The following is a 24,619-nucleotide window of genomic DNA, read 5'->3' on the forward strand; positions in this document are numbered from 1 at the left end:
CGGCGGCTCATGGTAGACGCTAGTCCGCTCTAGAACCGGTGACCGGCATCATCAGGCTGTAGGGAGGTCACGCCCAGTTCACCTGCGGCCTGTTCGATAGACCCTGTTTGCGCCACCAGGGTGAGAATCGCCTCGTTGATCAATTCACTGCCCTGCTCGTTACCCGGCGCAATCATCATATCGAATGCCATCGGCGAGCTTTCCGCTTCAGCCGCCTGCTTGATAGCATCAAGCCTCGCCATGGTGGCTTCAAGCTGCTCACCAAGGGTGTCGGCTAGCTCGCTATCTGCTTGAGACAGTAAGTCTTGCAGCGAAGGCCCCTCTACCACACTGCCATCAAGGCGCTGATAGCTGCCGGTGTAGATATTCTGAACACCCTGGCCGTTGTAGTAGTGAGAGTTGTGGGTATTGTCACTGAAGCAGTCGTGTTCATCCTCAAAAGAGTTGGCTTCCAGCGCTACCTTCATGCGCTCACCCGCCAGCTCGCCAAGCGACAGCGAGCCCATGCCAAACAGCATGCGGCGCAGGCCTTCCTGATCGCTCTCCGCCAGCAGCTCTTGGCGATAGTTGCCTTCAGTTTCCGGCGCCCACTGGGCCACCATCCACTCAAGGTCGTCAACGAGCAGGTCGGACACCGCGTCCAGATAGCTGCGGCGGCGATCGCAGTGGCCATGAGTCCAGTCATCGCCGGTTTGGTAATCACTCACCGGTCGTTCGCCGTTGCCTTCCTCAAAGCCATGCAGATCCTGCCCCCAGAGCAGAAACTCGATGGCGTGATAGCCGCTGGCGACGTTAGCCTCCGAGCCGCCAATTTCATTCAGGTCGGCGAGTAATGCTGGGGTAATGTCGCTAACGTCCAGAGTTTCGCCGCCGACAGTGATTTGCTCGTTGGCAATAATATTAGCAGTGGCGCCTTCGTTACCCAGCTCATGCTGGTAGTCGTCGCCTTCGACATAATCGATCATGCCTTCGTCCAGGGGCCAGGCGTTGAGCTGCCCTTCCCAGTCGTCCACCACCGCATTACCGAAACGAAACACTTCGCTCTGCTGATAAGGCACCCGCGCCTGCAACCAGGCTTGCTTGGCTGCGCTCAGGGTTTCGGCCGTGGGATTGGCGAGCAATTCGTCGATACGCTCGTTCAATGCTTGGGCAGCATTCAGTGCATCGGCGTAATTGGCATGAGCCAGATCGGCGTAGTGTTTAACCACGGCGTCAGCGCTAACGGTGTCAGCAGCAGCGGTGTCGACAGCAACTGGGGCAAAAGGCATCAGCGCGCTAAGCGCAACGATGCCTGCAAGAGGGCGACGGAGCATGATGGCGGGCATTACAGTGTCCTTTAGGCTGTGGCATTACAGAAACTACTCACATAAAGTGCTAGGCGACCCCTGAGGGTTTGGTACTCTAGCCCTGCCTGAAATGTAATTCATTGACTTATGAGATTCAATCCTATTTGAGCTTAAATAGAGAGCACTACGCCGTTTCATCACCATTTTTTGCTCTGTGTCACTTTTTGCTGCCTTGGGAAAACCGACATGTTGGATTATAAACTGCTTCATGCCTTGGCAATCGTGGTGGAGTGCGACGGTTTTGAGCGCGCAGGCGATGTGCTGGGGCTTTCTCAATCAGCAGTCTCCCAGCGCATTAAGGCACTGGAGGTTCGCCTTGGACAACCGGTGCTTATACGCTCTCCTCATTTAGCTCCCACCCCTGCGGGCCAGCGGTTGTTGACCCATTACCAGCAGGTACAGCTTTTAGAGCGCGACCTCCGCGGTTCTCTACCCACGCTGGACGACCAGGCACCGCGCCTGCGGATCGCCATCAATGCGGATAGTTTGGTCACCTGGTGGGCTGAGGCCGTTGCCACTATCTGCCAAGAGGAGGGTCTACTGCTGGATCTAGTGATTGAAGACCAGGATGTCGGGCTCAAGCGCTTGCGCGATGGCGATGTAGCGGCCTGCCTGTGCGCCACACCACAACCAATAGCCGGTGCACGCAGTGTTGCGCTGGGTGAAATGCGCTACCACCCTTTGGCGACACCGGCTTATATCGAACGCTACTTTCCAGAAGGCCCTTGCAAAGAGAGCTTTCAATCCGCGCCAGCCATCGTCTTCGGCCCTCACGATCAGTTGCAGCATCGCTTTCTTGCTCAGTGCGGCTACCACGGCCACTTTCCTTATCACCTCTGCCCATCTTCAGAAGGGTTTGTGCGCTTAGCCACAGCCGGGGTCGGTTACGGCATGATGCCTCAGTTGCAGGTCGGCGAATTAATGGCCAGTGGCCAACTAGCCAGTGTTGCTCCCGGTCATTTTTTAGCAGTGCCCTTGTACTGGCATTTTTGGCGCCACAGCGGGCAACTCATTCAACGACTTACGCAACATTTAAGTCGTGCTATGACTTAAGCATGAGAGTTTTCAACGTTTCCTTTCACCAAAGCCAACTACACTCAAAGAGCTTATCGTACGGCACAAGGAAATTTGAGCTACTTTTGGGCGGGGCGGCATGCAAACCGCGTCTGAGCGCTATGTCGACGAATTAGCGGCCCCCGGCGGGTAAGGGAACCCAGGGAACAGCGAACGGGGTAAAAAAACGAAAAAAGCGATACCCTATGCATGCACAACGTTTAACAGCGGGTGTTTACACCGGCTTATTGCTGCTGCTTGCGGTTTGTTTTATGCCCTGGGCGCAGGCAAATACTCTCCTATCCGCATCGCCAAGCCAGGCGAGCTATTCACTTGCCCCTTATAACGAGTTCTGGCACGCCGACGAACAGTCTGTAACGCTTAACGATTTGCTCGCCCAATCGCGTACTTTTACCCCCACGCACCAAGCCCAAGATTTAAATTTCGGCTATACCCGTGGTGATGTGTGGCTGCGAACTCAGGTGCGCAATGATTCGTCGGAACCCCAGCGTTGGATCGTGGAGTTTGAATACCCGTTCTTGGATTACGTTACCCTTTATACGCTTCGCCAACAGTTCCGCGATGTGCAGCAAAGCGGCAGCGCGGTTCCCGTTGAACAGCGTGCGCTTGCCCACCGTCAGGCAGTTTTTCCATTGGAGCTGGCCGCCTTTGAAACCGTCACGCTGTACACCCATGTGGCTGCCTCAGGCAGCAAGATGCTGAGCTACAACTTATTAACGCCAGAGAGATTTTATACCCAGAATGATCGCCATAATTTTTGGCTGGCGACTTACTTCGGCATGCTACTGGCGATGGGGTTATATAACTTACTGCTATTTTTTGGCTTAAAAGAGCGCATATTTCTTCACTACTCGCTATTTGTCGCTGGCTTTGGACTTGCCATTCTGGCGTTTAACGGCATTGGCACACTCATGTTTTGGAGTTTTCTGGGTGAGAACACATCTCGCTTGGTGGCGCTCGGTTTCACCTTTGCCTCTACCATGGCCACACTGTTTGCGCAGAGCTTCCTAAACACAGAGACGTATTGCCCACGCTGGCACCAGGTATTAAACACCTTTCGCAGCTACTGTTGGCTCGCCGTCATTGCCTCGCTGCTGTTGCCCATTCCTGCGGCCCTCCACCTAATGGATGTGACGGGGTTTATGGCGGCTTTACTGCTCCTGATATGCGGCAGCTACTGCAGCTTTCGACGCATACCCAGCGCTAGACTCTTCGTGTTTGCGTGGTCGATATTTCTGCTGGGTGCAGGTGTCTTTGCACTCCGCAACCTGGGCATACTGCCGGCTAATTTTATTACCCTACACGGCATTCAAATTGGCTCAGCGCTAGAAATGTTACTGCTTTCGTTTGCACTGGCATCACGCTTTAACAAACTTAAACGGCAAAAAGAGCGCGCTCAAGCCGCTATGCTAGCTGCGCTAAAAAAGCAGGAAGCCGTGCTGGAACAAAAAGTCGCTGCCCGAACTAAAGCGCTAGAGCATTTAGCCAACGGCGATATGCTGACCGGTTTATTAAATCGCCATGGCCTGGCGCGCTGCGCCGCAGAAGCTCTGGAGCGTAATCGTCAAAACGGCCATCGCTTGGCGCTCCTGATGCTTGATCTGGATCGTTTCAAACCCATTAACGACTGCTACGGCCATGAGGCAGGTGATTTTGTCTTACAACAAGTTGCCAAACGTATTGCCCATATGGCGCGTACCGGTGACCATTGTGCACGCTTTGGTGGTGATGAGTTTATTATTATCATGGAGAACATCGAACCTCACGATACGCTTGAGAATATACAGGCACGTATCGACGAAGCCATTCGCTCACCCATCAAACTCCCCTGCGGCGAGCGAGTTAGTGTTAGCGTGAGCATTGGGGTAAGCACTTGCCAGGGAACAGAGGGCGCCACTCTTGAGAGTTTACTGCGTGAAGCCGATAGCCATATGTACGCTGTCAAATCACGCCAAGCGGTAGAGTTCTATCGCTACGGCTCGGCGAGTTAGGTATTAACCTTGGTCATTAATCAAACAGGCTCATACGTTTCATAACGTTATCGCGTTTGATTTTCCAATGGAATATGGCACCGGCGACGTGCAGTACCACCAAGCCTAAAATAACCCACCCCAGGCGCCCATGCCACATAAAGAGTTGTTCAGATAGTTGCTCGCGCTCGCCAATCAAACCGGGTAAATGCCAGTGGAAAAACTCCACGGGAAAGCCGCCGCTTGCGGTAGCCGCCCAGCCCAATAAAGGCATAACGACCAACGCCAAGTAGAGCAAATGGTGAACGCTGGTACTCACCACCCTCTCGAAGGCATTTAGAGGCGGTTCATGGTCAGGCACCACAAAGGCCAGGCGGGTAATAATACGTAGCGTCATTAGCAACAGGATCAGCACACCCAGCGTCTTATGGCTGGTATACAGCAAGTTCGTCAACATATTGCCGACTAGAGCGAGGGTGCGTTCATAGCCCAAAAAGCCTAACGTTAAACCGCTGGCCAAGGAGAGCAGCACCGCGCCAGCCACCAGCCAGTGCAACACCCGATGCGGGTAGATATAGTGATCCAGTTCGTGCATGCAGTGCTCCTAACAGCCAATTCATTTGCTCTTCATTCTAGTCAGTAACGCTCCCTTACGCTGATTAAAGCACTACACGGCCATCAACGCTAAGCACTACCTAGGCTCTACTTGGTCTCAAAAGCCACTTTATAACGCTTGTTCGGGCACTGCCAGCTGATCGCGTATTAACTCTGCCAAACGGCGCGCAGGCTCCGAAGGTCGGTGCGGCGCCCGGTGCAGCGCCAACTCAATCATCGGCAGCGCAGGCAGCCCACTGCTCTCATCCAGCGGTCTCAGTGCAGGGGTTAGCATGCTGCGAGTCACCACCACGATGGCCAGCCCAGCGGTCACAATTGGCGCCAGCCCCGCCATGGATTGGCTGGTATAGGCCACGCGCCAGCTGCGCCCCGCCGATTGCAGCGCCTGCTCGGCCACTTCACGGAATACGTCAGCCCCCGGTGAGTAGAGCGCCAACGGCAACGGGTCGCTTAGCAGCGGCTGCTGGTTCATACCGACTGCCCACAACAGCGGTTCCCGGCGAATCACATCGCCGCCCGGCGAGTTGCGCTGCCGGGTCACCAGGGCGAGATCCAACTCTTTAGCTTTAACCTGCTCAACGAGATGCGCGCTAGTGCCGCAGATCACCTTTAACCCCACGGCGGGGTAGAGCTGATGAAAGTAGGCAAACACCGAAGGCAGCAACGAAGCGTAATCTTCAGGAATACCGAGAGTAAGATCGCCTGTCACCTGGCGCGCCTGCATATCGCTCCACGCGTCATCGTTAAGTGCTAATAGCCGTCGGGCGTGGTTAAGCAAGCGTTCACCTTCTGAGGTAAAGCGTATTCGCCGCCCTTCCCGCTCGTGCAGCGTGAGCGAGAGCTGCGCTTCTAACCGCTGGAGCTGCATGCTCACAGTGGACTGGGTATACGCCAACCGTTTAGCAGCTGCGGTCACACTCCCAGTGTCCGCAATCGCCACCAGGGTGCGTAGCAGGGTTAGGTCTAACGTGGGGGCACGCATATATCACCAAGCTTGATGAAAACGATCACAAAAGATCGATATTGTGATGCATTGATGATGAGTATGCTGCTCGGTACATGCTCAAATCAAGGAGAACTCTTATGCATCCCGTTCACTCCCCTGCGTTATTCCCACGTTGGTACAGTGTTGGTGCGGCGCTGGTGGCCGTGATGCTTTGGAGTGCGGCACCGCTGCTGGCTGAGTTTGCCAAAGCGACACCGCCCTTGCAGTTAACTGCCGTTACCCTGTTAGCGGGATCATTGGCGACGCTACCATTAAGCCGCCGCATTAATGTCGCTGCCTGCGGCGCGGGTTGGCAACTCAGCGTTTGGGTGGGTATCCCACTGCTCATCTTTGGCGCCGTCAGCACCTACTTTATTGGTATGCGGCTAGCCCCCGCCGCCGAAGCGGCGCTAATTACCTACACGTGGCCTGTGCTGTTCGTGCTGCTCAGCCAATGGAGCCGTTTTAGCCGCCTACGCATCGCAGGGGTTGTCGGCGCCCTGATTGCGTTTTCAGGCGCGGCGCTGCTGCTGGTTCCTCAAGCCATCAGTGGAGGGCTCGGTGGTGCCACCACGGGCTACGCGCTAGCACTGCTGGCTGCCTGCTGCTGGGCGATCTATTCATGGTTAAGCCAAGCTGCACCAGTGGCCTTAACACCACTGCTGCCGCGGCTATTGCTGATTGCCTGCGCTATTGCCGTGGCAGCCAGCTTAATACTGGAAGGCACCCTCGCCCTCCCCAGCGGTGAAGCGTTACTCGCGGGCATCGCACTGGGCTTGGGGCCTTACGGAGTAGCCATGGTGGCGTGGGATAAAGCGCTGCGCTGGGGGCACGCAAGCCTTGTGGGCAGCTTGGCGTATGGCGTGCCGATCCTGGCCGCCCTACTGCTGGTATTGGCAGGTATGAGCGTGCTCGACTGGCGTTTACCCGCCGCGGCAACGCTGGTGGTGGTAGGCTGCCTAAAAGCGAGCCGTTAACCTCCTCACGCCTAACTATTTACGCCTCACCATCGACCAATAAACCAACGCCCCTATCACGATAAGCAACAGGGGCGCGGGTATTATCGATTAACGCTAACAATTAAAGCTCTGGGGGAATATCCGTCGGCTCCATTTCGAGGCTTAGTTCAAATAAGCCGCTACCGGTAGCGCTAAACCCGCGTGCGCTTACCGTGTAAGTGCCGGGCAGCAATTGCTCTTGAAGCCGTGAGTCGGTACCGCCTGCGCCGTCGTCATCGCTGGCGACAAAACCCTGGCCACTGATCTCAATAAAGGTATCAAAATCGTCAGAGCGCATTTCCAACGTCACTAACGAGCTCTCTTCTACTTCCAACTGATACGTCAGCGGTTCACCGCTATACCAACCGTTAAGCGCTTCACCAGGGGTAAGCGTACCTTCATTACGCAGATCGACATCTGGCATATCACGCGGTGCCATGGAGAGCGTAAACATGCCACTGCTCTCGCCATAGGCAGTACGTGCCGTTAACTGATACTCACCGGGAGCAAGAAAATCAGCGATGCTAGCATCCAGGTTGCCGGCACTGTCATCATCTTCGCGGTAGTAACCGTTAGGCCCTTCAAGCACCAGGTAGGAATCGATGTCGCTGGAGCGCATCTCAATTTGGTACATGCCTGCTTCTTCTACTTCTACTTGGTAACTAAGCCCCTGGCCACTAAACCAGCCGTTGAGAGAGTCATCGGGAGTGAGCGCTCCATCATTACGCAGCTCACCATCACCCGGTAACTCGTGAGGCTCTACTGAAAGCGTATAAACGCCATTGCCATCATCGTAGGCGCTACGTGCCGTCAGCGTATATTCACCGGGTTCAAGGAAATCAGCGATGCGCGCGTCTAAATCACCGGCGCTGTCGTCGTCTTCGCGGGCGTAACCGTTCGGCCCTTCAATCTCCAGGTAAGCGTCGAAGTCGTCAGAGCGCATTTCCAGTTGGTAGAGGCCTGCCTCTTCTATGTTCAAGGTGATTTCACGGGCATCCCCTTGCAGCCAACTATCGATGGGCTCGCCCACTGCCACTGTGTCAGCATCCGTCAGCTCAACGGTTCGGCTGACAACGGTAAACGGGCCATAACTGTGGGCATCGGCACCGCTAACCACCACTACATAGTCGCCGCTCTCTTCTATACGGTGACGAACGATAGGGGCATTATCGAGCAGCTGTAGCTGATCATCATAAAGCGCCACAACACCTTGCAAGGCTCCGTTGAGAGAAATCTCAACAATCTCATCCTCTTCCAGTGCGATGGCGTAGCGCATGAAGCGGCTGCCATCGTTACCGTTCAGCTCGCTGGCCGAGGTTAGTTCGCCACGCATGCGCTCATCAAGCGTGAGCTTTTCAAGGCCAACAATAGCCTCGGCAACGGACGGCTGATCAGTTGTCTCAGCAGTTTCGGCAGGCGCTTCATCGGCGGTTTGCCCCGGTAAGGGAATAATTTGAGCAGCGAGAAAACCAACGGCTGCGCCACCGATCGCCACCAATACAAACGTAAACGAAGAAGATCTAGCCATGAGCGGTTCCTTGTTGAGTCGCAATGACAATCATTAATTAGATAAGTGTCAGTGATTATAAGATGCTTACTCAATTAAAGTGAGCGTTTCATGAAGAATGCTGCTTTGCACAAAGTGCTTTCTCTATTCATTTCATACCTGGGTTGATAAGTCACTGAAACCCAAGGCCACATAAGCAGAGATTTAAAAATCTTGAAATTGAACCTATTTGCATCGATCTTCTCAAAGCTTGCTGACTCGTTGCGACAAGGGTAGTATCGAAAAGCCTATTCAGGCACCTCGTCAAGAGTGCGGGATTCGCAACAAGCAAAACCGAGGTACTCCCATGGGAGCCGAAAAACGACTGATCCGAACGATTTGTTTGGCAGCGATAGTGGTAAGTAGCGCTGCTAATAGTGCTTTTGCACATGAAACAGAAACGCAGGAAGGCGTCGCCTCCTTTTACAGTGACCGCTTTCAAGGAGCGACCACTGCCAGTGGAGAGCCCTTTGACCAGCAGGCGTTGACCGCCGCCCACCCGAGTTTGCCGTTTGGCACCAAGGTGTTGGTGACACGCCCGGACACGGGGCAAGAGGTAGAAGTACTGATCAATGATCGTGGCCCTTTCATTCAAGGACGCATTATTGATTTATCTAAACGCGCGGCAGCGAAGCTTGGCATGATTCGCCGCGGTACAGCTCCAGTGATGGTAACGCTGTTGGATTAACGGATAACACATCTTTGGTTGTTGTGTGATACCCATTAGCCTAATCAATGCGACAGCACACGAAGCATCGTTATCTTAAAGCAGTCAACAGATAGGGTGACCAGCAATGGTCACCCTGTTTCTTTATATGGCTTACCTCTTGTGACTTACTTCCCGATACATTAACGAACTTGCAAGCAGGCTAATGGTCTCTATGCTGCAAGGAGTTCGATACACGCTCAGTATTCGCAGGAGACAAATCCATGCAGTCACAATTCTATACGCTTACCGATTATCCCAAAGGCCTACCCGATCGCACGCTCTTCAAGCTGGAAACACAAACCCTACCCGACCTAGCCGAAGGTGAAGTGCGTATTCGCAACCGTTGGCTTTCCGTCGACCCTTATATGAGGGGGCGCATGAGCGGCATTCGCACCTATGTGGAGCCGTTTGAACTCGGCAAGCCGATGGAAGGCGGCGCCATTGGCGAAGTCATCGAGACCAATGATTCAAGCTTAAAAGTGGGCGACAAAGTGAGCCATATGGGCGGTTGGCGGGATATTGCCCAACTGCCTGCGCAGGGCGTCACGCCGCTACCCGATATCGATGTTCCCGAACAAGCCTATCTGGGCGTACTCGGTATGCCTGGCATGACCGCCTGGACTGGCCTCAACCTGATTGCCGAATGCAAGCCGAGTGACAATGTGTTGGTTAGCGCGGCTAGCGGTGCCGTAGGCTCCCTGGCAGTACAGTTGGCCAAAGCCAAAGGTTGTCATGTGGTCGGTATTGCCGGGGCTGCGCATAAGCTGGCCTGGCTTGAATCATTGGGCGTTGAACCGGTTAGCTATCGTGACCGTACCGCACAGGAGTTAAGCGACGCCATTAAGCTCGCCAGCCCCAACGGCATTGATGTGTATTTCGAAAACGTCGGCGGTATCTGCCTAGAAGCAGCATTGAACCAGCTAAATGAAGGTGCGCGGATTGCCGTATGCGGCATGATCGACAGCTACAATGCAAAAGAGCCTACCCCCGGCCCGAGCAATCTCTCTCAGTTGGTAGTGCGCAAGGCCAAAATGCAGGGCTTTATTGTGGCTGACCATTGGGCTAGCTACCCCTATTTCCTGAACGAAGTAGCCCCCCAAGTAGCGGAAGGTAAGCTGGTATATAAAGAGACAGTGAAAGAAGGCCTGGAGAACACCCCCGATGCATTCCTGGCCCTGTTTGACGGCGGCAATACCGGTAAAATGCTAGTCAAGCTATAAACCTCACGCCCTCTGGCTAACCCTACCGCGACATCAACTACCCTGGCGGTAGGGCACCCGCCTTAGAAAAAAACATCAAATCGTTAGACCAATAGCGAATTGATTATTAAAATCATCCACCATAGCGGTGTGTTTTAACCCATCGGCGCCGCCGATGGGTTAAAGCGCGTTGCGGGTTCGCCGCTTGGCACTTATTGCTTGAATTTAGGGTTTAAGCGGCATGCATTAACGTATTAAGTACGTTTCACTAGGGGAAATCTCATGGAAGAAAGCACGCGCGCTCACAGTAAATGGCCAGCTATTATAGTTGGCCTGCTACTATTTATTATCGGCTTGGTGCTTGCTTTTGGCGGCAGCAAGCTCGTCAGCGTAGGCGGCAGCGCCTACTACTTAATTGCCGGGCTTAGCATTATTGCTTGCGGCATTCTATTTGCTCTGCGCAAAGGCGCCGCTCTGTGGCTCTACGCGCTGATTCTTTTTGCCACATTAGTGTGGGCTCTGTGGGAGGTTGGTCTCGACTGGTGGCAGTTAGTGCCTCGCGTTGCCATTCTCTGTTTAATAGGTATTCTGCTGCTCCTGCCCTGGTGGCGTAAGCCACTACACTCAAAAGGCGGCAGTCTGGCGCTTGTTGGCAGCATTACTGCCGCTGTTATCGTGGCCATTGCCAGCCAGTTTAACGATCCCGGTACTATCGAAGGGTCGCTAGCCGCTAACAACCAATCAACGACCGATAGCGTAAACCCTGCCCAAGTGGCGGGCGATGATTGGCCCGCCTATGGAGGCACCAATGCAGGCACCCACTACTCTTCCCTTGCTCAAATTACGCCGGAAAACATCGGCGAGCTTGAAGAGGTATGGCGGATTCAAACCGGTGACAAAGCGGGCCCCAATGCGCCCCCGGAGATCACCAATCAAAATACCCCGCTGAAAGTGAATGACAGCCTGTATATCTGTACCTCTCACAGCCGGGCAATGGCGCTGTCACCCGAGACCGGTGAAACCCTGTGGGCATTTGACCCCGAGATCAGCACCATGGGGGCGGATGACTTTTCTGGCTGGGCACATATGACCTGCCGCGGCCTCGCCTACTATGACGCCGCAAACTATTCTACTGACACTAATGACTCTGCTACCGATAGCACAGAAGTGACGAACAGTGACGCAGCCCCGAGCAATGCAACGGCACTCTCTTTCGATATCTTCGATGACAGCGATATTTTCAGTCTGGATCTCTCCTTCTTGTCACTGCTGTTTGGTGTTGAAGAAGAAAACGGCGCCCCGCAGCAACCCATGCTCAGCGAGACCGACGTCATGTGCCCACGCAGGCTCTACCTACCCACGGCGGATGCACGCTTGATTGCGCTGAATGCGGATACGGGTGAGCGGTGTGCCAGCTTTGGCAATAACGGTGAAATTGATCTCACCAACAATATTGGCGATTTCTCACCAGGCGGTTACTACTCCACCTCCCCTGCAACGGTAACCGAAAATCTGGTTATTCTGGGTGGCCACGTCACCGACAACAGTTCCATTGACGAGCCCTCAGGCGTTATTCGTGCCTTTGATGTGCATACCGGCGAGCTGGTATGGAACTGGGATAGCGGTAATCCCGACGACACCGACCCGCTACCAGAAGGCGAAACCTACACCCGCGGCTCCCCCAACGTATGGGCACCGATCAGCGTTGACGAAGAGCTAGGCCTGGTTTACCTGCCAATGGGTAACGCCACGCCTGACCAGTATGGCGCTGACCGCACCGAGAACGATGAAACCTACAGCGCGGGTCTAGTGGCACTCAACCTGGAAGATGGTCAGGTTGAGTGGGTTTACCAGTTCGTACACCACGACCTATGGGATATGGACTCACCTGCGCAACCGGTACTGATTGACCTAGCCACTAGTGATGGCACCCAGCCCGCGGTTATTCAGCCGACCAAGCAGGGCAGCCTATATGTATTGAACCGTGAAACCGGTGAACCGATTGTGCCCATTGAAGAGGTTCCTGCACCTCAGGGCGCCGTGGAAGACGACTGGACCGCCGAGACTCAGCCGCGTTCAGCGCTTAACCTGCTGCCACCGCCGCTCACCGAGCGCGACATGTGGGGCGCTTCACCGTTTGATCAAATGATGTGCCGCATTCAGTTCAACTCTTTGCGCTACGAGGGCCAATACACGCCACCTTCGCTGGAAGGCAGTATTGTTTATCCAGGTAATGTCGGTGTAATGAACTGGGGTGGTGTGGCCGTTGATCCCGAGCGCCAAGCGCTCTTCACTGGCGCTAAATACCTGGCGTTTGTGTCTACGTTAATTCCTCGTGAAGAGGTAGAAGAAGGCCAAGGCTCTGCCAGCGAACAGGGTTTACAAGCCAATGAAGGCGCACCTTATGCCGTTGAGCTTGGCCCGCTGCTTTCAGTGCTCGGCCTGCCCTGCCAAGCGCCCTCCTGGGGCGATGTAGCCGGTATCGATCTGCAAAGTAACGAGGTGGTGTGGAAGCACCGCAATGGCACCACACGCGACAGCATGCCGTTTGATCTACCGATTGGCTTGAACGTCGGCGTTCCTGCACTAGGCGGCCCGCTGACGACGGCTGGCGGGGTGTCGTTCTTAAGCGGCACGCTGGATCAGTACCTGCGCGGCTACGACATCACTACTGGCGAAGAGCTGTATAAAGCGCGCCTGCCAGCAGGTGGCCAAGCCACGCCGATGACCTACACCGGCCAGGATGGCCGTCAGTATGTGGTCGTCACGGCGGGTGGACACGGCACCTTTGGCACCAAGATGGGCGATTACGTGATTGGTTACGCTCTGCCTGAGTAAACGGCTAACTTAGCGTTATCACCCACGAGAACGGGCGGCCTCAGCAATAATGAATGAGCGCCGCCCGTTTTTATTTACTTGCAATGCGACTTAAAAGCGTACTTCTAAACCGCCATACACACTGCGCCCCGGAGCAGGTTCATAGAAACGGCCAAAGGTGCCGTTCAAGCGCACGTTGGCGTAGTGTTCTTCATCTAAGAGATTGCGCACGCCCACATACGCATTCAGCCGTGTATCGCTTCCCAACTGCCAACCATCGCCCACCCGCAGGTTCACCAGCCAATAGCTATCGACCTCTGTCTCATTGGCGTTGTCCGCCACCATATCGCCCACGTACTGGGTTTCCAGCGTGGCAAAGCGCTCATCCAGCCCCTGCCAAGTGAGTTGATTGACCCAGGTTTGCTCGGGCAGGCCAGGAATGCGATTCCCGCCAAAGCTTTCAGTTGGTGTAGCAAATTGATCAAACTCATAGCTCGCCAGCGTAAGAGCGCTATCCAACCGCCATTGGTCGGCGAGCTGCCAGCCTAGCGCCAGCTCAATGCCGTCGCGGTCGGTGTCGCCTGCGTTTTGGTAGAAGGTGCGGCCGCCGTCATCATACGGCACGAGCTCGTCACGCACGCGCACCGAAAATAGCGCCAGATCGTAATCCATGGCCAGCGGTTCAACGTAGCCCCGCAGCCCCACTTCACGATTCCAAGCTTTTTGCGGCGACACCGACGGGTTAAAACCACCGCCCGCCGGATTGGCAAACTCGGAGAACGTAGGCGTTTCAAACGCCGTACCGGTATTGATATAGGCTTGATGCTGCGGACGATAACGGTAACTTAACCCCGCCGAACCGCTCCACTCATTGAAGGTCTGGTCACCGCTTTGATCGCCATCGTCCTGATAGCGATCATCTACTTCTAGCTCCACTCGGTCAAAGCGTGCGCCAAGCGAGAGCGTTACCTGCTCGGTCAGCGCTAAATCGCCCTGGGCAAATACTCCAGCGGAGGTCGCCGTTTGGGTCTCTTCCGCCAGTTGCTCGCCGACCACACCTTGGCCATTTACATCGTTCCTAAAGCGCTCGTCGTCTTGACGCGCCACATCGACACCGGTGATATAGCTCAGCGGCAGGCTGCCCAAGCTGACTTCATGGTGATACTCAGCACTCGCGCCCAGATAATCACGCTGGTAGCCGATACGGCTATCGCCCACATAGGGCAGTTGCTGCTCAAAATCGCGCTGCGCAACAAAGCCTTTTAAATAGAACTCACCAGGGCCAGCGGATAAATCTTCGTACTGTAAGCCAAGAAGCTGCTGATCTACGTTCTGTCCTGCATCCAACGCCAATGAGTTCGGCGCTGCTTGATCACGGCCACTGGCCACTTCACGCGCGTTCAGCGCGCCAGGATCTTCGGAACGGGGGTTGTCCAGCAGGTTGATAATCGCGGTTAACGCCCGATCACTGCCTAACTCTCTTCGCAGTTTGGCATTCAGCAGGTATTTCTCCGTAGAGCTCTGTTCCCGATAACCATCCACATTGAGTGCCGAGAAGCTCACATGGTGCGACCAATCACCCTGGGCTCCACCGGTTTGTACGACCGCCTTACGGTAGCCATCACTGCCCACCTCGGTTCGCACGCTTGAGCCAGGGTTATCGCGGCCATCGGCGGTGGTCACATCAATTACCCCACCCGCCGCGTTGCCGTAAAGTACCGAAGAGGGCCCACGGATAACTTCGATGCGCTCAGCGCTGTCCAGATCAATGGCATCTAACTGTGCCTGACCATCGGGTAACGTATACGGAATGCCATCCACCATCACGGTAATACCGCGAACGCCAAACGGCGCCCGAGCGCCGAAGCCGCGAATGGAGATTCGCTGGCCTTGGGCAAAGTTATCGCGGTTTTGCAAAAACATGCCAGGCACGCGCACTAACGCCTCATCCAGCCGTGTGCGCTGCTGCCCCTGAGCAATCGCCTCACGGTCGAGCGTTGAAACCGCAGCGGGCGTGGCGTAAAGCTCTCGCGATAGTCGTGGCGCCGTCACTTGAAGTGTGGCCAGCGTGTTGTCAGTTGACGGACTCTCTTGTGCCCAACTCTGGCCAGCGCCAAGACAGCTTAATAAACAAAAAGACGTGGTAGTTACTTTTAATGGCACTTTGATGAACACGGAGTCCCTCCCAAACAGCGTAGAGCGGAAATAAATGACGGAATTGAACGATTGCCTACTCGGCTAGTCACAGGGAATTAGCCAAGGCATGGATAAAGTAGGTTGATCGTGCCTACACTTGTACAAGTTACACCAATGAAAGCAAAGGAGGCTTCATGGCGTTTACAGCGACTGATCCAATCAAAATGATTTTTGCCGTAATACTTCCCCCGCTCGGCGTATTTTTTGAGGTCGGTTTTAAAGGGCATTTCTGGCTGAATATTATTCTAACGCTATTTGGCTTCATACCGGGCATCATTCATGCGCTTTATGTGATATTGAAGCACTGATACCCGAGAGCAGTAGATTGCTTTAACTAAACAGGCGTCTCTATTTAGGGGCGCCTGTTTGGGTTCAAATGGGATCGTTATCGATGACTACTATGCGTATGGATATGCGTAAAGTCCGGCCATGGCACCTTAGGCTGGCTCAGGGCATACTCTAAGGAGTCGTGCCTACTCACCATCAAGAGCCTCCCCCCTATGCCATTGGGCCATCAACCGCCTCTGCGCGTCGGATTTATCCTACTCCCGCTATTTACCATGAATGCCTTTGCAGGGTTCATCGATTCATTGCGCTTGGCTGCCGACAAGGGTGGCCGAAGCCGACAAATCCACTGTAGCTGGCAGATCATGGGCCCCGGTCCAATCACCTCCAGCTGCGGCTTGGAGGCCCACCCACAAACACCATATCGTGAACCGAGTGAATTCACTCATATTGCCGTTTGTGGTGGTAATAATTATCTCAATCCCCACGAAGATCAGGCACTGAGTCAATATCTCAAGGAAGCGCATAGCAAAGGAGTGAAACTTGTCGGTGTATGTACTGGCACGTTTGCTATTGCCCGTGCAGGCCTGCTGAGAGGCCAACGGGTATGTGTGCACTGGAACGTAATCAATGATTTTCGCCAACAGTTTCCCAAAATCGATGCCACTCCCGATCGAATATTTCTGGAATCCGCCAGGGTAATCACTTGTGCAGGCTCGTCAGGTGCAACGGATATGGCCCTGCACCTGATTCATCGCACATGTGGCCCCGAGAAGGCCCAGCAGGCGGTTCGTCACATGATCTTAAACGGCATGCGTACGTCCAACTCTCCACAAACACACTTTTTTGAAGCCATCCATGAAATTCGCGATGAGCGAGTCCGGGTAGCCGTACTCACCATGGAGCAATCGCTGAATACCCGTCTAAGTGCTTGTGACCTGGCCAAGCGGATCAATTTAAGCCCCCGACAGCTTGATCGACTCTTTCGTCAAGAACTGGGAATCACACCTATGCGCTACTTCAAAATCATGCGCCTGCGCTATGCAGACTGGCTACTCCACCATACCGACAGCTCAATTGCCGATATTGCCGCTGACTGCGGTTTCTCCGATGCCGCTCATCTCGCCCGAGACTTTCATACGCATTTCGCTTGTAGCCCAGGCCAGTCACGCCGTCAGGAAAAACGTTTGTAGCTCTTCGTTAGCCGCCTGCTGTCATGATTTTCAAACAGTTACTACGTGCGCAATCCGTCCAAAAAATTCAATTTTCTGTCTCTTTTATTCTATAAATCATGGTGGCGCAGACCTACTCTAGAGACACGTGATCGTAAAGGTCCGTGACATGACTCCCGCAAAAACAACCTCCGGAGCGTCACCATGAAAGCACTTTCCTCCGTACGATATATTGCTTCCTTCGCCCTAGGGCTCGGTTTGGCAGGCCAGGTAGCTGCCGCCGAGCTAGAGCTTCGAGCGGCGACCATTGGAAGCCAGCAAGGCATCCAGATGGCGGGGTTGAATGCCCTAGCCGCACACGTGGCAGAAGCGACCAATAACAGTGCCGACATAAAACTTTTTCATTCTGGTTCACTTGGCGATCAAGTCAGCAATATAGAAGCAATAGATACACGCTTGTTAGATATCGCCACTATTGAAACGCCGATTACTACCATTGATGAAGATATGGGTATTCTTTCACTTCCCTATCTATTTCGAGACAGGGAGCATGTGAGCAATGTCCTGAGCGGTGAAATTGGTCAAGAATTAAAAGACAAGCTTCAAAAGCAAGGCTACCGTGTTATCGGTTTTTATGAAGGAGGTTTCCGTCATATTACCAACAATAGTCATGCCATTGAAAAACCTGAGGATCTTGACGGGTTAAGAATCCGTACCCCTGGCAGCCGCCAGCGTGTCGAGATGTTTAATGCCTATGGCGCTAACGCTTCCCCGCTGCCTTATCCAGAACTTTACTCCGCCCTTCAGACCGGTGTCTTCGATGGCCAAGAAAATCCTCTCGTCGAAGTAGAGGCCAGCCGCTTTTACGAAGTACAGGATTACCTCTCACTCTCTGGACATGTTTACACCGTCGGCTTCCTGCTGATGAACGAGTCACGTTTCCAGGATCTTGATGCCAGCGTTCAGCAAGCTCTACTCGAGGGTGGCGAACAGGCCTTCGAGGCAACGGTTAACTTTGGAGAACAAGCGGATCAGAGCGTCGTGGAGCTTGTAAAAGAGAACGGCATGGAAGTGAACGAGGTAGACACTGACGCCTTCATAGCAGCCTCTCAACCTCTATGGGACTCCTTTACCGAAGGACTGTCACAAGAGGCACGTGACATGGTGCAACGCATCGCCGACCTCCCCTAACGACAGAGCACACTTCCCGGCGGGCACTTTCTGCCCGTCGCTACTCCCGGGAGTACTACCATGCTTGATCGTTTTTTTGAAGCGGTCGCGGCACTGCTGTTGGCTGCCATTACTCTCCTGGCAATAGCGGCAGTGGCTGCGCGCTACATCCTGAATGCCTCGCTATCGTGGAGCGCCGAAGTCTTAGTGGGTCTGCTGGTCTACATTACCTTTTTCTGCGGTTATCTGGCACTCAGGCAAGGCGCTCATCTACGTATTGATGTTATCGCTGCCTTACTTCCCTATCGCGGTCAATGGGTATTGTTCTTTATCAACCAGGCACTGATAGGGCTGGTCTGCGTCATCATGATCGTGTGGGGCTTGGAACAAACACTCACCTTTTCCAACCGTACAACGCTTATGCTAGGTGCACCTCAGTGGCTTTTCTACTCCGCCGTGCCTATCTCCGGCGCGGGCATGTTGCTGGAATTGGTTCGCCAGTGTGTCGTTGCCGCCAAGGCAAAGATACCGCCCTATGAAGCTGCTCGAAGAGCCGCTCTGGAGGAGCCAGAGCTATGATTCTACTCGTCATACTACTTGCACTTCTGGCTCTGATTGGGCTGGCCATGCCAATCGCCTTCGCTTTGACACTTGTTTCTATCGGCGTACTCGCTTTTTCCGGTGTCGATATGCTCGTGCTGGTACAGCGCCTATACCGAGGTACCGAGTCCTTTCCGCTATTGGCTGTTCCGCTGTTCATTCTAGCGGGCCAGATAATGAACCACAGCGGTATTTCAGCACGGCTTGTCGATCTGGCTCGTTCCATGGTGGGGGCCATACGGGGTGGGCTGGCGGCGGTCAATATCTTGACCTCCATGTTCTTTGCAGGCATGAGCGGCACCTCCATGTCAGATACGGCCGCCGTGGGCGGTGTGATGATCCCCCAGATGGTCAAACGGGGTTACTCCGCACCCTTTACTGCCGCCGTGACTGCCTCCTCCTCCACTATTGGCATCATCATTCCTCCCAGCGTGCCCATGGTGTTATTGAGTGCCTATATGGGACTTTCGACAGGGGCGTTATTTGCTGCCGGTCTAGTCTCAGGGCTCCTCATTGCCATAGGACTCATGCTGATGGCGTGGTGGATATCGGTGAAACGCCAATATCCTATCGAAGCTGCATTTTCGATCAGGCAACTGGGCAGTAGCTTGGTCAGTGCATTCCCGGCCCTGCTAATGCCAGTCATCATCCTCGGCGGTATCCTCGGCGGCATTTTCACACCGACCGAAGCCTCCGCCGTGGCAGTCGCTTATGGCATCTTCGCTGGCATGGTGCTTTATCGTTCGCTTTCACTACGTGCGCTTTACCGTGCCCTGGTTGAGAGTGCCGTGTTGACCGGTGCGGTCATGTTTGTGACGGCAGCGGCACATACACTCGGCTACACCTTCACTTACCAAAGTCTCGGGCAGCTAGTTCTCGGGCCGATAGCAGCTCTGGATATGGGCCCCATCGGCTTCCTGCTGATTTTGAGCATCGTCTTGATTATTGCCGGTACCTTCCTCGATGGCATCGCGATGATGTTCATAGTCGTGCCACTGTTCCTGCCCAGTGTTCAGTTGCTAGGCATAGACCCTCTCCAGTTCGCCATGGTGGTCATTCTTTGCTGGGGTATTGGCCAGCAGACACCACCGGTCGGGGCCGCCTTGTTTATTACGAGCGTGATTTCACGTGTCGATATCATCCGCATTACCTACGCCAACCTACCGTTCATTGCCGTGATGCTGGCGGTGCTGCTCGCCGTGATTGTCTGGCCTGCTGGCATGGTCATGAGCGTACCCCGCTGGTTCGGCCTTTAACCCAAGACTAATAACCCAACCGCACAGCCCACAGGAAGAAGCAACCATGAAAAACCAACAGTTCCTTGACGTTATCTATACCCATACGGAAGGCGAGCCAACCTGCATTGTGCATGCTGGCATTCCCTACCCGTATGGCAGCAACATTCTATCCAAACGCGCTTATTTGAAAGAGCACCACGACCATGTCCGCACTAGTCTGATGCGTGAACCCCGCGGCCACCAGCACATGTTTGGTGTTTTTCTAACCCCACCTTCCGATGAACATCATGACGCTGGCATGCTATGGATGGATGGCGAACAGTTCGTCGACATGTGTGGTCACGGCACCATAGCCCTTTCCATGGCGATGGTTTCTCACCGCTTGGCGCCCCCAGCACAAGAAGACGGCATGACACGCATCCGTTTTGAAACTACCGCTGGCACCGTCGTCTCGGAGGTCAAAGCCGATGCCGACAAAGTGCATTGGACTCGCTTTGAAAATGTGCCCGCCTTCGTGATGGAGCAGGACATTCCTGTTGACGTTCCGGGGCTGGGTACACTAAAGGCTGACCTGGTATTTGGTGGCAACTTCTTCGCTATCATTCGCATTCCATCTGACAAGCAACCCATCTGCCCCGAAAATGGCAGTTATTTTTCGATGGCGGGAGAGGCGGTCAAGGCAGAATTGAATAAACGCATGACGATTCGTCACCCCGTACATGCTCACATCAATGGTCTGAATTTCGTTACGTTCTGGCATGAGGGAACGCAGCCAGATTCACTTTACCGCAACGTCCATGTGTTCTCAGGCGGCAAGCTGGATCGCTCGCCTGGTGGCACTGGAACCAGCGCCATGATGGCCATGTTTCACGCACGAAATGAACTGGAAGAGAACAAGGAAATTTACTCGGAAGGCCTGCTGGGAAGCGGCCGTTTCACTGGCAAAATATTGGGTAAAACCGAAATTGGTGGTTATTCTGCCATTCGTCCAAGCGTGCAAGGCACCGCTGAACTGATCGGTTATGCCAAATGGCTGATTGATGAGAGAGACCCCGTGGGTCGCGGCTTTATGATTGGTTAACGCGATCTCCCCCCTAAGTCGTTCTCAGGGGGGAGATAAACACACTACCCTTTTACTGCCAACCCCGCGTCCTCGACGGGCTCCTCTTGCAACTCCTCGCCTTCACTACGGGCTATCACGGAGGTGCCGACCAAGTCGCCTGTCACGTTCAGCGCCGTACATCCCATTCCCACCAGTGCATCGATAGCGGTGAGCAACGCGACGGTTTCAATTGGCAGGCCCACCTGAGTAAATACTGTGGCAATCATTATGATACCGGCCCCCGGCACCCCTGCCGTGCCCACCGACACTAGCGTGCCGATCAACACTATTTGCACCATGCTGATGAAATCCAGCGGTGCACCAATCACGTTGGCGGCAAACACCGCCGAGATGGCGATACGAATCGCCGCTCCATCCATATTTAAAGTAGCCCCTAACGGCAGACTAAAACCATAGATGCTTTTGGGAATTCCTAAGCGGTGGGCAGCATTAACCGTTAGCGGTAACGTACCCGAGCTACTCTGGGTAGCAAACGCCGTGGCCATGGGCGTACGGGCTTCGCGAAAAAAGGTGCGCAGCTTCACGCCAAACAGCCGCATGATGCCGCAATAAATCAGCAGCTGGGTTGCCAGGGCGATATAAAGCACAATCACCATATCGCCCAATGAGAGCAGCGTTGCCAACCCCTGCTGACTCACCGTTTCGGCGACAATCGCAAACACGCCGATGGGCACGTAGTGCAATACCCCCGACATTACTTTTAGAGTGACCTCGTTTAGCGCTTCAATCACCCCATAAAGGCGTTCCCCCATGGCATGCTGGCGCTCCGACTGGCGCATTTTTAGCAGCGCGATGCCAAACACCAGCGCCGTAAAAATAATGCCCAACATGTTGAGTTCGGCAAACGCACCAATAATATTATCCGGCACTATATTCAGCAGCGTATCGACAACGCCTGGATTCTCGGGCACCGAGAAACTGGCACTCTCATCCAACGTCATACCGCTGCCGGGACTAAACAACGTGGCAACCGCTAAGCCCACCATGATCGCCAGCGCTGAAGAGGTAAGGTAATAACCAAACACCTTGCCGCCCACGCGGCCAGCTCTTCCCTCCCGGGACTGATTCACCCCCACCATCAGCGTAAACAGTACAATGGGGACAATCAGAAAAGTAAGCAGCCGTAGCAGCAGGTCACCCAGCGGCGCTAGCCACGCAGCCACTGTCTCACCACCAATAAGCCCAACGACAACGCCCAGAACAAGCGCAACAGTGACGCGTAAAATCAACGATGCCTGAGCATAGGCCTTCCATATACGAGTCATTTGCGTCCCTACAGATTTGAAGAAGTTGGTTGGTCTAATTTGATAAGCGTACATCACACTCTATTAGTGTGGCACAGCGATATCTACCAGGTGAGTAGGCGGCAATAAATCAAGGCTTGCCTTCATGGTACGCACCTCCTCTGCTGGTGGGCGGCCAAAGAAGCGCTTGAATTCACGACTAAACTGGGAGGGGCTTTCATAGCCCACTCGGCTAGCGGCCGCGGCAGCCGTCAACCCATCACGTATCATTAACAGCCGAGCATGGTGCAAGCGGGTGGATTTAATGTACTGGATAGGTGAGGTCTGGGTGACCGCCTTGAAGTGTACGTGAAAGGCTGGCGCACTCATGCCAGCTTCATTCGCCAGGCTTGCTACTTCCAGCGCATCGGCATAGTTAGCATGAATACGGTTGAGCGCCTTAGCAATTTTACCAAATTGCCCATAATGGGAGAGCGCTGTTCGAACACTGCCGCCCTGCTCTCCCGTCAATACCCGATAGCAGATCTCCCTGACAATAAAAGGGGCAAGAATATGCGCATCCGTTGGTGAGGTAAGCGCATTCAATAAACGTAATGTCGCATCTGCCAGCGGCTCTTCCAGCAGGCTTGAAAGCATGCCGCGCGGCGCCTCAAACCCATACTCGCCTGACGCCTCCAACATCGTCACCAATTCGGCGATTACCACCGCATCCAGGCGGATAGCAATACCCAGCATTGGCTCGTCAGGGCTGGCTTCTGTTTCCGAAGTAAACGGCAAGGGTACTGATAGCACCAAATAGCGCTGCGCATCGTAGATATACACCTCATCTCCCAAATAGCCACGCTTTCGGCCTTGGCAGATGATGACGATACTCGGCTCGTAGAGCACAGAGGTGTTTTTAAGCGGGCGGTTAGAACGCATAAAGCGTACGCCATCCAGTAACGACTGGGTATATCCCTCGTGTGGTGCGAGTTGGTATAAGCATTCGACGATATTGCTGTAAACCACAGAATCGCTCTTCAGTGTCATGTTAACCACCTTGGTCATGCGTGCCGCACCTGAATCAACTCTAAGAGCCAATAACATCATAAGAGCAATATACATGCTGTGTTGCTTGTCTCGCCGCCCACCTTTAACAAACAAATAGGATTAGGCAAGCATGCAATAGGATCGCCTATACAGATGCCAGCCGCAGCAGCTTAATCTTCTCTGGGTACCCACCACCCTTAGGATTATCCAATGACTGCTTTAACAACCCCATCTTCCAAAGTCGTTTTACTGACCGGTGCCAGCAGCGGCATCGGTGAAGCCACTGCTCGCTGGCTTGCAGGTCAAGGGCACCGTTTGATTATTGGCGCACGCCGAACTGATCGGTTGGAAGCATTGACCCACTCCCTTCGCGAAGAGGGCGGCAGCGTGGATTTCCAGGCGCTGGATGTCACCGACCTTAAAGACATGCAGGCGTTTGCGGATTTCGCGATCAACACCCACGGCCGCATAGATGTCATCGTCAACAACGCGGGCGTCATGCCCCTATCGCCTTTGGCAGCGCTCAAAGTAGATGAGTGGAACCGCATGATCGATGTCAACATTCGCGGCGTACTCAATGGTATCGCCGCTGTTCTGCCTACTATGCAGGCCCAGGAAAGTGGCCAGGTGATCAACATCTCCTCCATCGGTGGCCTCACTGTTATGCCCACCGCAGCAGTCTACTGCGCCACTAAATATGCGGTGCGCGCTATTTCCGATGGGCTACGTCAGGAAACCGACAAGATACGCGTGACCTGTGTCTACCCCGGGGTAGTGGAATCAGAGCTGGCCAATACCATCACCGACTCTGAAACCGCAAAGGCAATCGACCTTTTCCGCCAAATTGCCCTCAAGCCCGAAGCGATCGCCTCCGCCATTGCGCATGCCATCAACCAGCCCGATGACGTGGATACCAGCGATATCGTCGTACGGCCTACGGCGAGTCACTAACTGCGCGTCAGGTGCTGTCCGAGCTTTTGGCCAAACGTAAACATTAGCACGAGCGATATTCATGTAAGAAAACAAGCTTCCCATTTACTGGAAACGTGCCCTGATGGTCGCTGGCATTATCACTACTTTCCAGCGACCACCTCTAATAGAGGCTCTCACTGCGCCCCATAGGCAAGACAATCCAGAAAGGCTTTGACACGCGCTACAATTCATGACAATGTAGCGCCAGTTGGTTAGCAAGCAAGCATGGTTTCAGAAGTGTACGAAAAAGATTTAGAAATGTACGAGATAGACGTGTACAAAATCTTTCGGCAAGACTGTAATTGTATTCCTTGTTTTATCCGCTATTAAT

Annotated in this window: 20 protein-coding genes; 13 read left to right on the plus strand and 7 right to left on the minus strand. The window is 54.1% G+C overall.

The window, feature by feature from the left end; all coding sequences use genetic code 11:
- Window positions 1–29: 29 nt before the first annotated feature.
- A complete protein-coding gene (locus tag AC4EYZ_RS06480; protein ID WP_474192278.1) occupies window positions 30–1,325 on the minus strand; it encodes an imelysin family protein in 1,296 nt (431 codons plus the stop codon).
- 207 nt (window positions 1,326–1,532) lie between these two features.
- On the opposite strand from AC4EYZ_RS06480, the gene AC4EYZ_RS06485 reads away from it, so the two are divergent.
- Entirely contained in the window at window positions 1,533–2,399 is an 867-nt protein-coding gene (locus AC4EYZ_RS06485) for a LysR family transcriptional regulator ArgP (protein WP_027957195.1), read from the plus strand.
- A 206-nt stretch (window positions 2,400–2,605) separates the two neighbouring features.
- Window positions 2,606–4,411 carry a sensor domain-containing diguanylate cyclase gene (locus AC4EYZ_RS06490; protein ID WP_474192277.1) on the plus strand — a complete coding sequence of 602 codons (1,806 nt, stop codon included), beginning with the start codon at window positions 2,606–2,608 and terminating at the stop codon, window positions 4,409–4,411.
- 16 nt (window positions 4,412–4,427) lie between these two features.
- Here the strand turns inward: AC4EYZ_RS06490 and AC4EYZ_RS06495 are convergent, their stop codons facing one another.
- Both AC4EYZ_RS06495 and AC4EYZ_RS06500 read right to left on the minus strand, forming a co-directional pair.
- Window positions 4,428–4,985, minus strand: a complete 558-nt coding sequence (locus AC4EYZ_RS06495; protein ID WP_474192276.1) for a cytochrome b — start codon at window positions 4,983–4,985, stop codon at window positions 4,428–4,430.
- A gap of 129 nt (window positions 4,986–5,114) precedes the next feature.
- Window positions 5,115–5,987, minus strand: coding sequence for a LysR substrate-binding domain-containing protein (locus AC4EYZ_RS06500; protein WP_009286891.1), 873 nt, complete (start codon window positions 5,985–5,987; stop codon window positions 5,115–5,117).
- A 101-nt stretch (window positions 5,988–6,088) separates the two neighbouring features.
- Between AC4EYZ_RS06500 and AC4EYZ_RS06505 the strand changes: the two genes are divergently transcribed.
- Entirely contained in the window at window positions 6,089–6,967 is an 879-nt protein-coding gene (locus AC4EYZ_RS06505) for a DMT family transporter (protein ID WP_474192275.1), read from the plus strand.
- A 103-nt stretch (window positions 6,968–7,070) separates the two neighbouring features.
- Here AC4EYZ_RS06505 and AC4EYZ_RS06510 read toward each other — a convergent pair whose 3' ends face one another.
- Window positions 7,071–8,516, minus strand: a complete 1,446-nt coding sequence (locus tag AC4EYZ_RS06510) for a hypothetical protein (RefSeq protein ID WP_490204182.1) — start codon at window positions 8,514–8,516, stop codon at window positions 7,071–7,073.
- A 325-nt stretch (window positions 8,517–8,841) separates the two neighbouring features.
- Between AC4EYZ_RS06510 and AC4EYZ_RS06515 the strand changes: the two genes are divergently transcribed.
- The 3 genes from AC4EYZ_RS06515 to AC4EYZ_RS06525 all read left to right on the plus strand — a co-directional run bounded on the left by AC4EYZ_RS06515 (window position 8,842) and on the right by AC4EYZ_RS06525 (window position 13,280).
- Window positions 8,842–9,222, plus strand: coding sequence for a septal ring lytic transglycosylase RlpA family protein (locus AC4EYZ_RS06515; RefSeq protein ID WP_027957199.1), 381 nt, complete (start codon window positions 8,842–8,844; stop codon window positions 9,220–9,222).
- A gap of 242 nt (window positions 9,223–9,464) precedes the next feature.
- A complete protein-coding gene (locus AC4EYZ_RS06520; protein ID WP_474191201.1) occupies window positions 9,465–10,463 on the plus strand; it encodes an NADP-dependent oxidoreductase in 999 nt (332 codons plus the stop codon).
- A 261-nt stretch (window positions 10,464–10,724) separates the two neighbouring features.
- Entirely contained in the window at window positions 10,725–13,280 is a 2,556-nt protein-coding gene (locus tag AC4EYZ_RS06525; protein WP_474191202.1) for a glucose/quinate/shikimate family membrane-bound PQQ-dependent dehydrogenase, read from the plus strand.
- A 90-nt stretch (window positions 13,281–13,370) separates the two neighbouring features.
- On the opposite strand, the gene AC4EYZ_RS06530 is transcribed toward AC4EYZ_RS06525, so the two are convergent.
- A complete protein-coding gene (locus AC4EYZ_RS06530) occupies window positions 13,371–15,434 on the minus strand; it encodes a TonB-dependent receptor family protein (RefSeq protein ID WP_474191203.1) in 2,064 nt (687 codons plus the stop codon).
- A 155-nt stretch (window positions 15,435–15,589) separates the two neighbouring features.
- Between AC4EYZ_RS06530 and AC4EYZ_RS06535 the strand changes: the two genes are divergently transcribed.
- From AC4EYZ_RS06535 to AC4EYZ_RS06560, 6 genes are all read left to right on the plus strand, one after another.
- The gene (locus AC4EYZ_RS06535; protein WP_179929299.1) at window positions 15,590–15,763 is read left to right on the plus strand and encodes a YqaE/Pmp3 family membrane protein; all 174 of its coding nucleotides are present in this window, start codon (window positions 15,590–15,592) and stop codon (window positions 15,761–15,763) included.
- 192 nt (window positions 15,764–15,955) lie between these two features.
- On the plus strand, window positions 15,956–16,933 hold the full coding sequence (locus AC4EYZ_RS06540; RefSeq protein WP_035538928.1) for a GlxA family transcriptional regulator: 978 nt from the start codon (window positions 15,956–15,958) through the stop codon (window positions 16,931–16,933).
- 183 nt (window positions 16,934–17,116) lie between these two features.
- Window positions 17,117–18,103, plus strand: coding sequence for a TRAP transporter substrate-binding protein (locus AC4EYZ_RS06545; RefSeq protein WP_022523623.1), 987 nt, complete (start codon window positions 17,117–17,119; stop codon window positions 18,101–18,103).
- Window positions 18,104–18,163: 60 nt separating this feature from the next.
- Window positions 18,164–18,661 (plus strand): TRAP transporter small permease, encoded by a 498-nt coding sequence (locus AC4EYZ_RS06550; protein WP_414121197.1) that lies wholly within the window; start codon window positions 18,164–18,166, stop codon window positions 18,659–18,661.
- Entirely contained in the window at window positions 18,658–19,938 is a 1,281-nt protein-coding gene (locus AC4EYZ_RS06555; RefSeq protein ID WP_027957204.1) for a TRAP transporter large permease, read from the plus strand. The genes AC4EYZ_RS06550 and AC4EYZ_RS06555 overlap by 4 nt, the downstream gene beginning before the upstream one ends.
- 46 nt (window positions 19,939–19,984) lie before the next feature.
- Window positions 19,985–21,001, plus strand: a complete 1,017-nt coding sequence (locus AC4EYZ_RS06560; RefSeq protein WP_022523626.1) for a proline racemase family protein — start codon at window positions 19,985–19,987, stop codon at window positions 20,999–21,001.
- A 44-nt stretch (window positions 21,002–21,045) separates the two neighbouring features.
- Here the strand turns inward: AC4EYZ_RS06560 and AC4EYZ_RS06565 are convergent, their stop codons facing one another.
- Entirely contained in the window at window positions 21,046–22,308 is a 1,263-nt protein-coding gene (locus tag AC4EYZ_RS06565) for a dicarboxylate/amino acid:cation symporter (protein WP_490204183.1), read from the minus strand.
- A gap of 63 nt (window positions 22,309–22,371) precedes the next feature.
- A complete protein-coding gene (locus AC4EYZ_RS06570; protein ID WP_039858993.1) occupies window positions 22,372–23,316 on the minus strand; it encodes an AraC family transcriptional regulator in 945 nt (314 codons plus the stop codon).
- Window positions 23,317–23,526: 210 nt separating this feature from the next.
- Between AC4EYZ_RS06570 and AC4EYZ_RS06575 the strand changes: the two genes are divergently transcribed.
- Window positions 23,527–24,267, plus strand: coding sequence for an SDR family oxidoreductase (locus tag AC4EYZ_RS06575; protein ID WP_474191206.1), 741 nt, complete (start codon window positions 23,527–23,529; stop codon window positions 24,265–24,267).
- The last annotated feature ends 352 nt before the right edge of the window (window positions 24,268–24,619 follow it).

The sequence above is a fragment of the Vreelandella sp. 162(4c) genome (genome assembly GCF_058152265.1).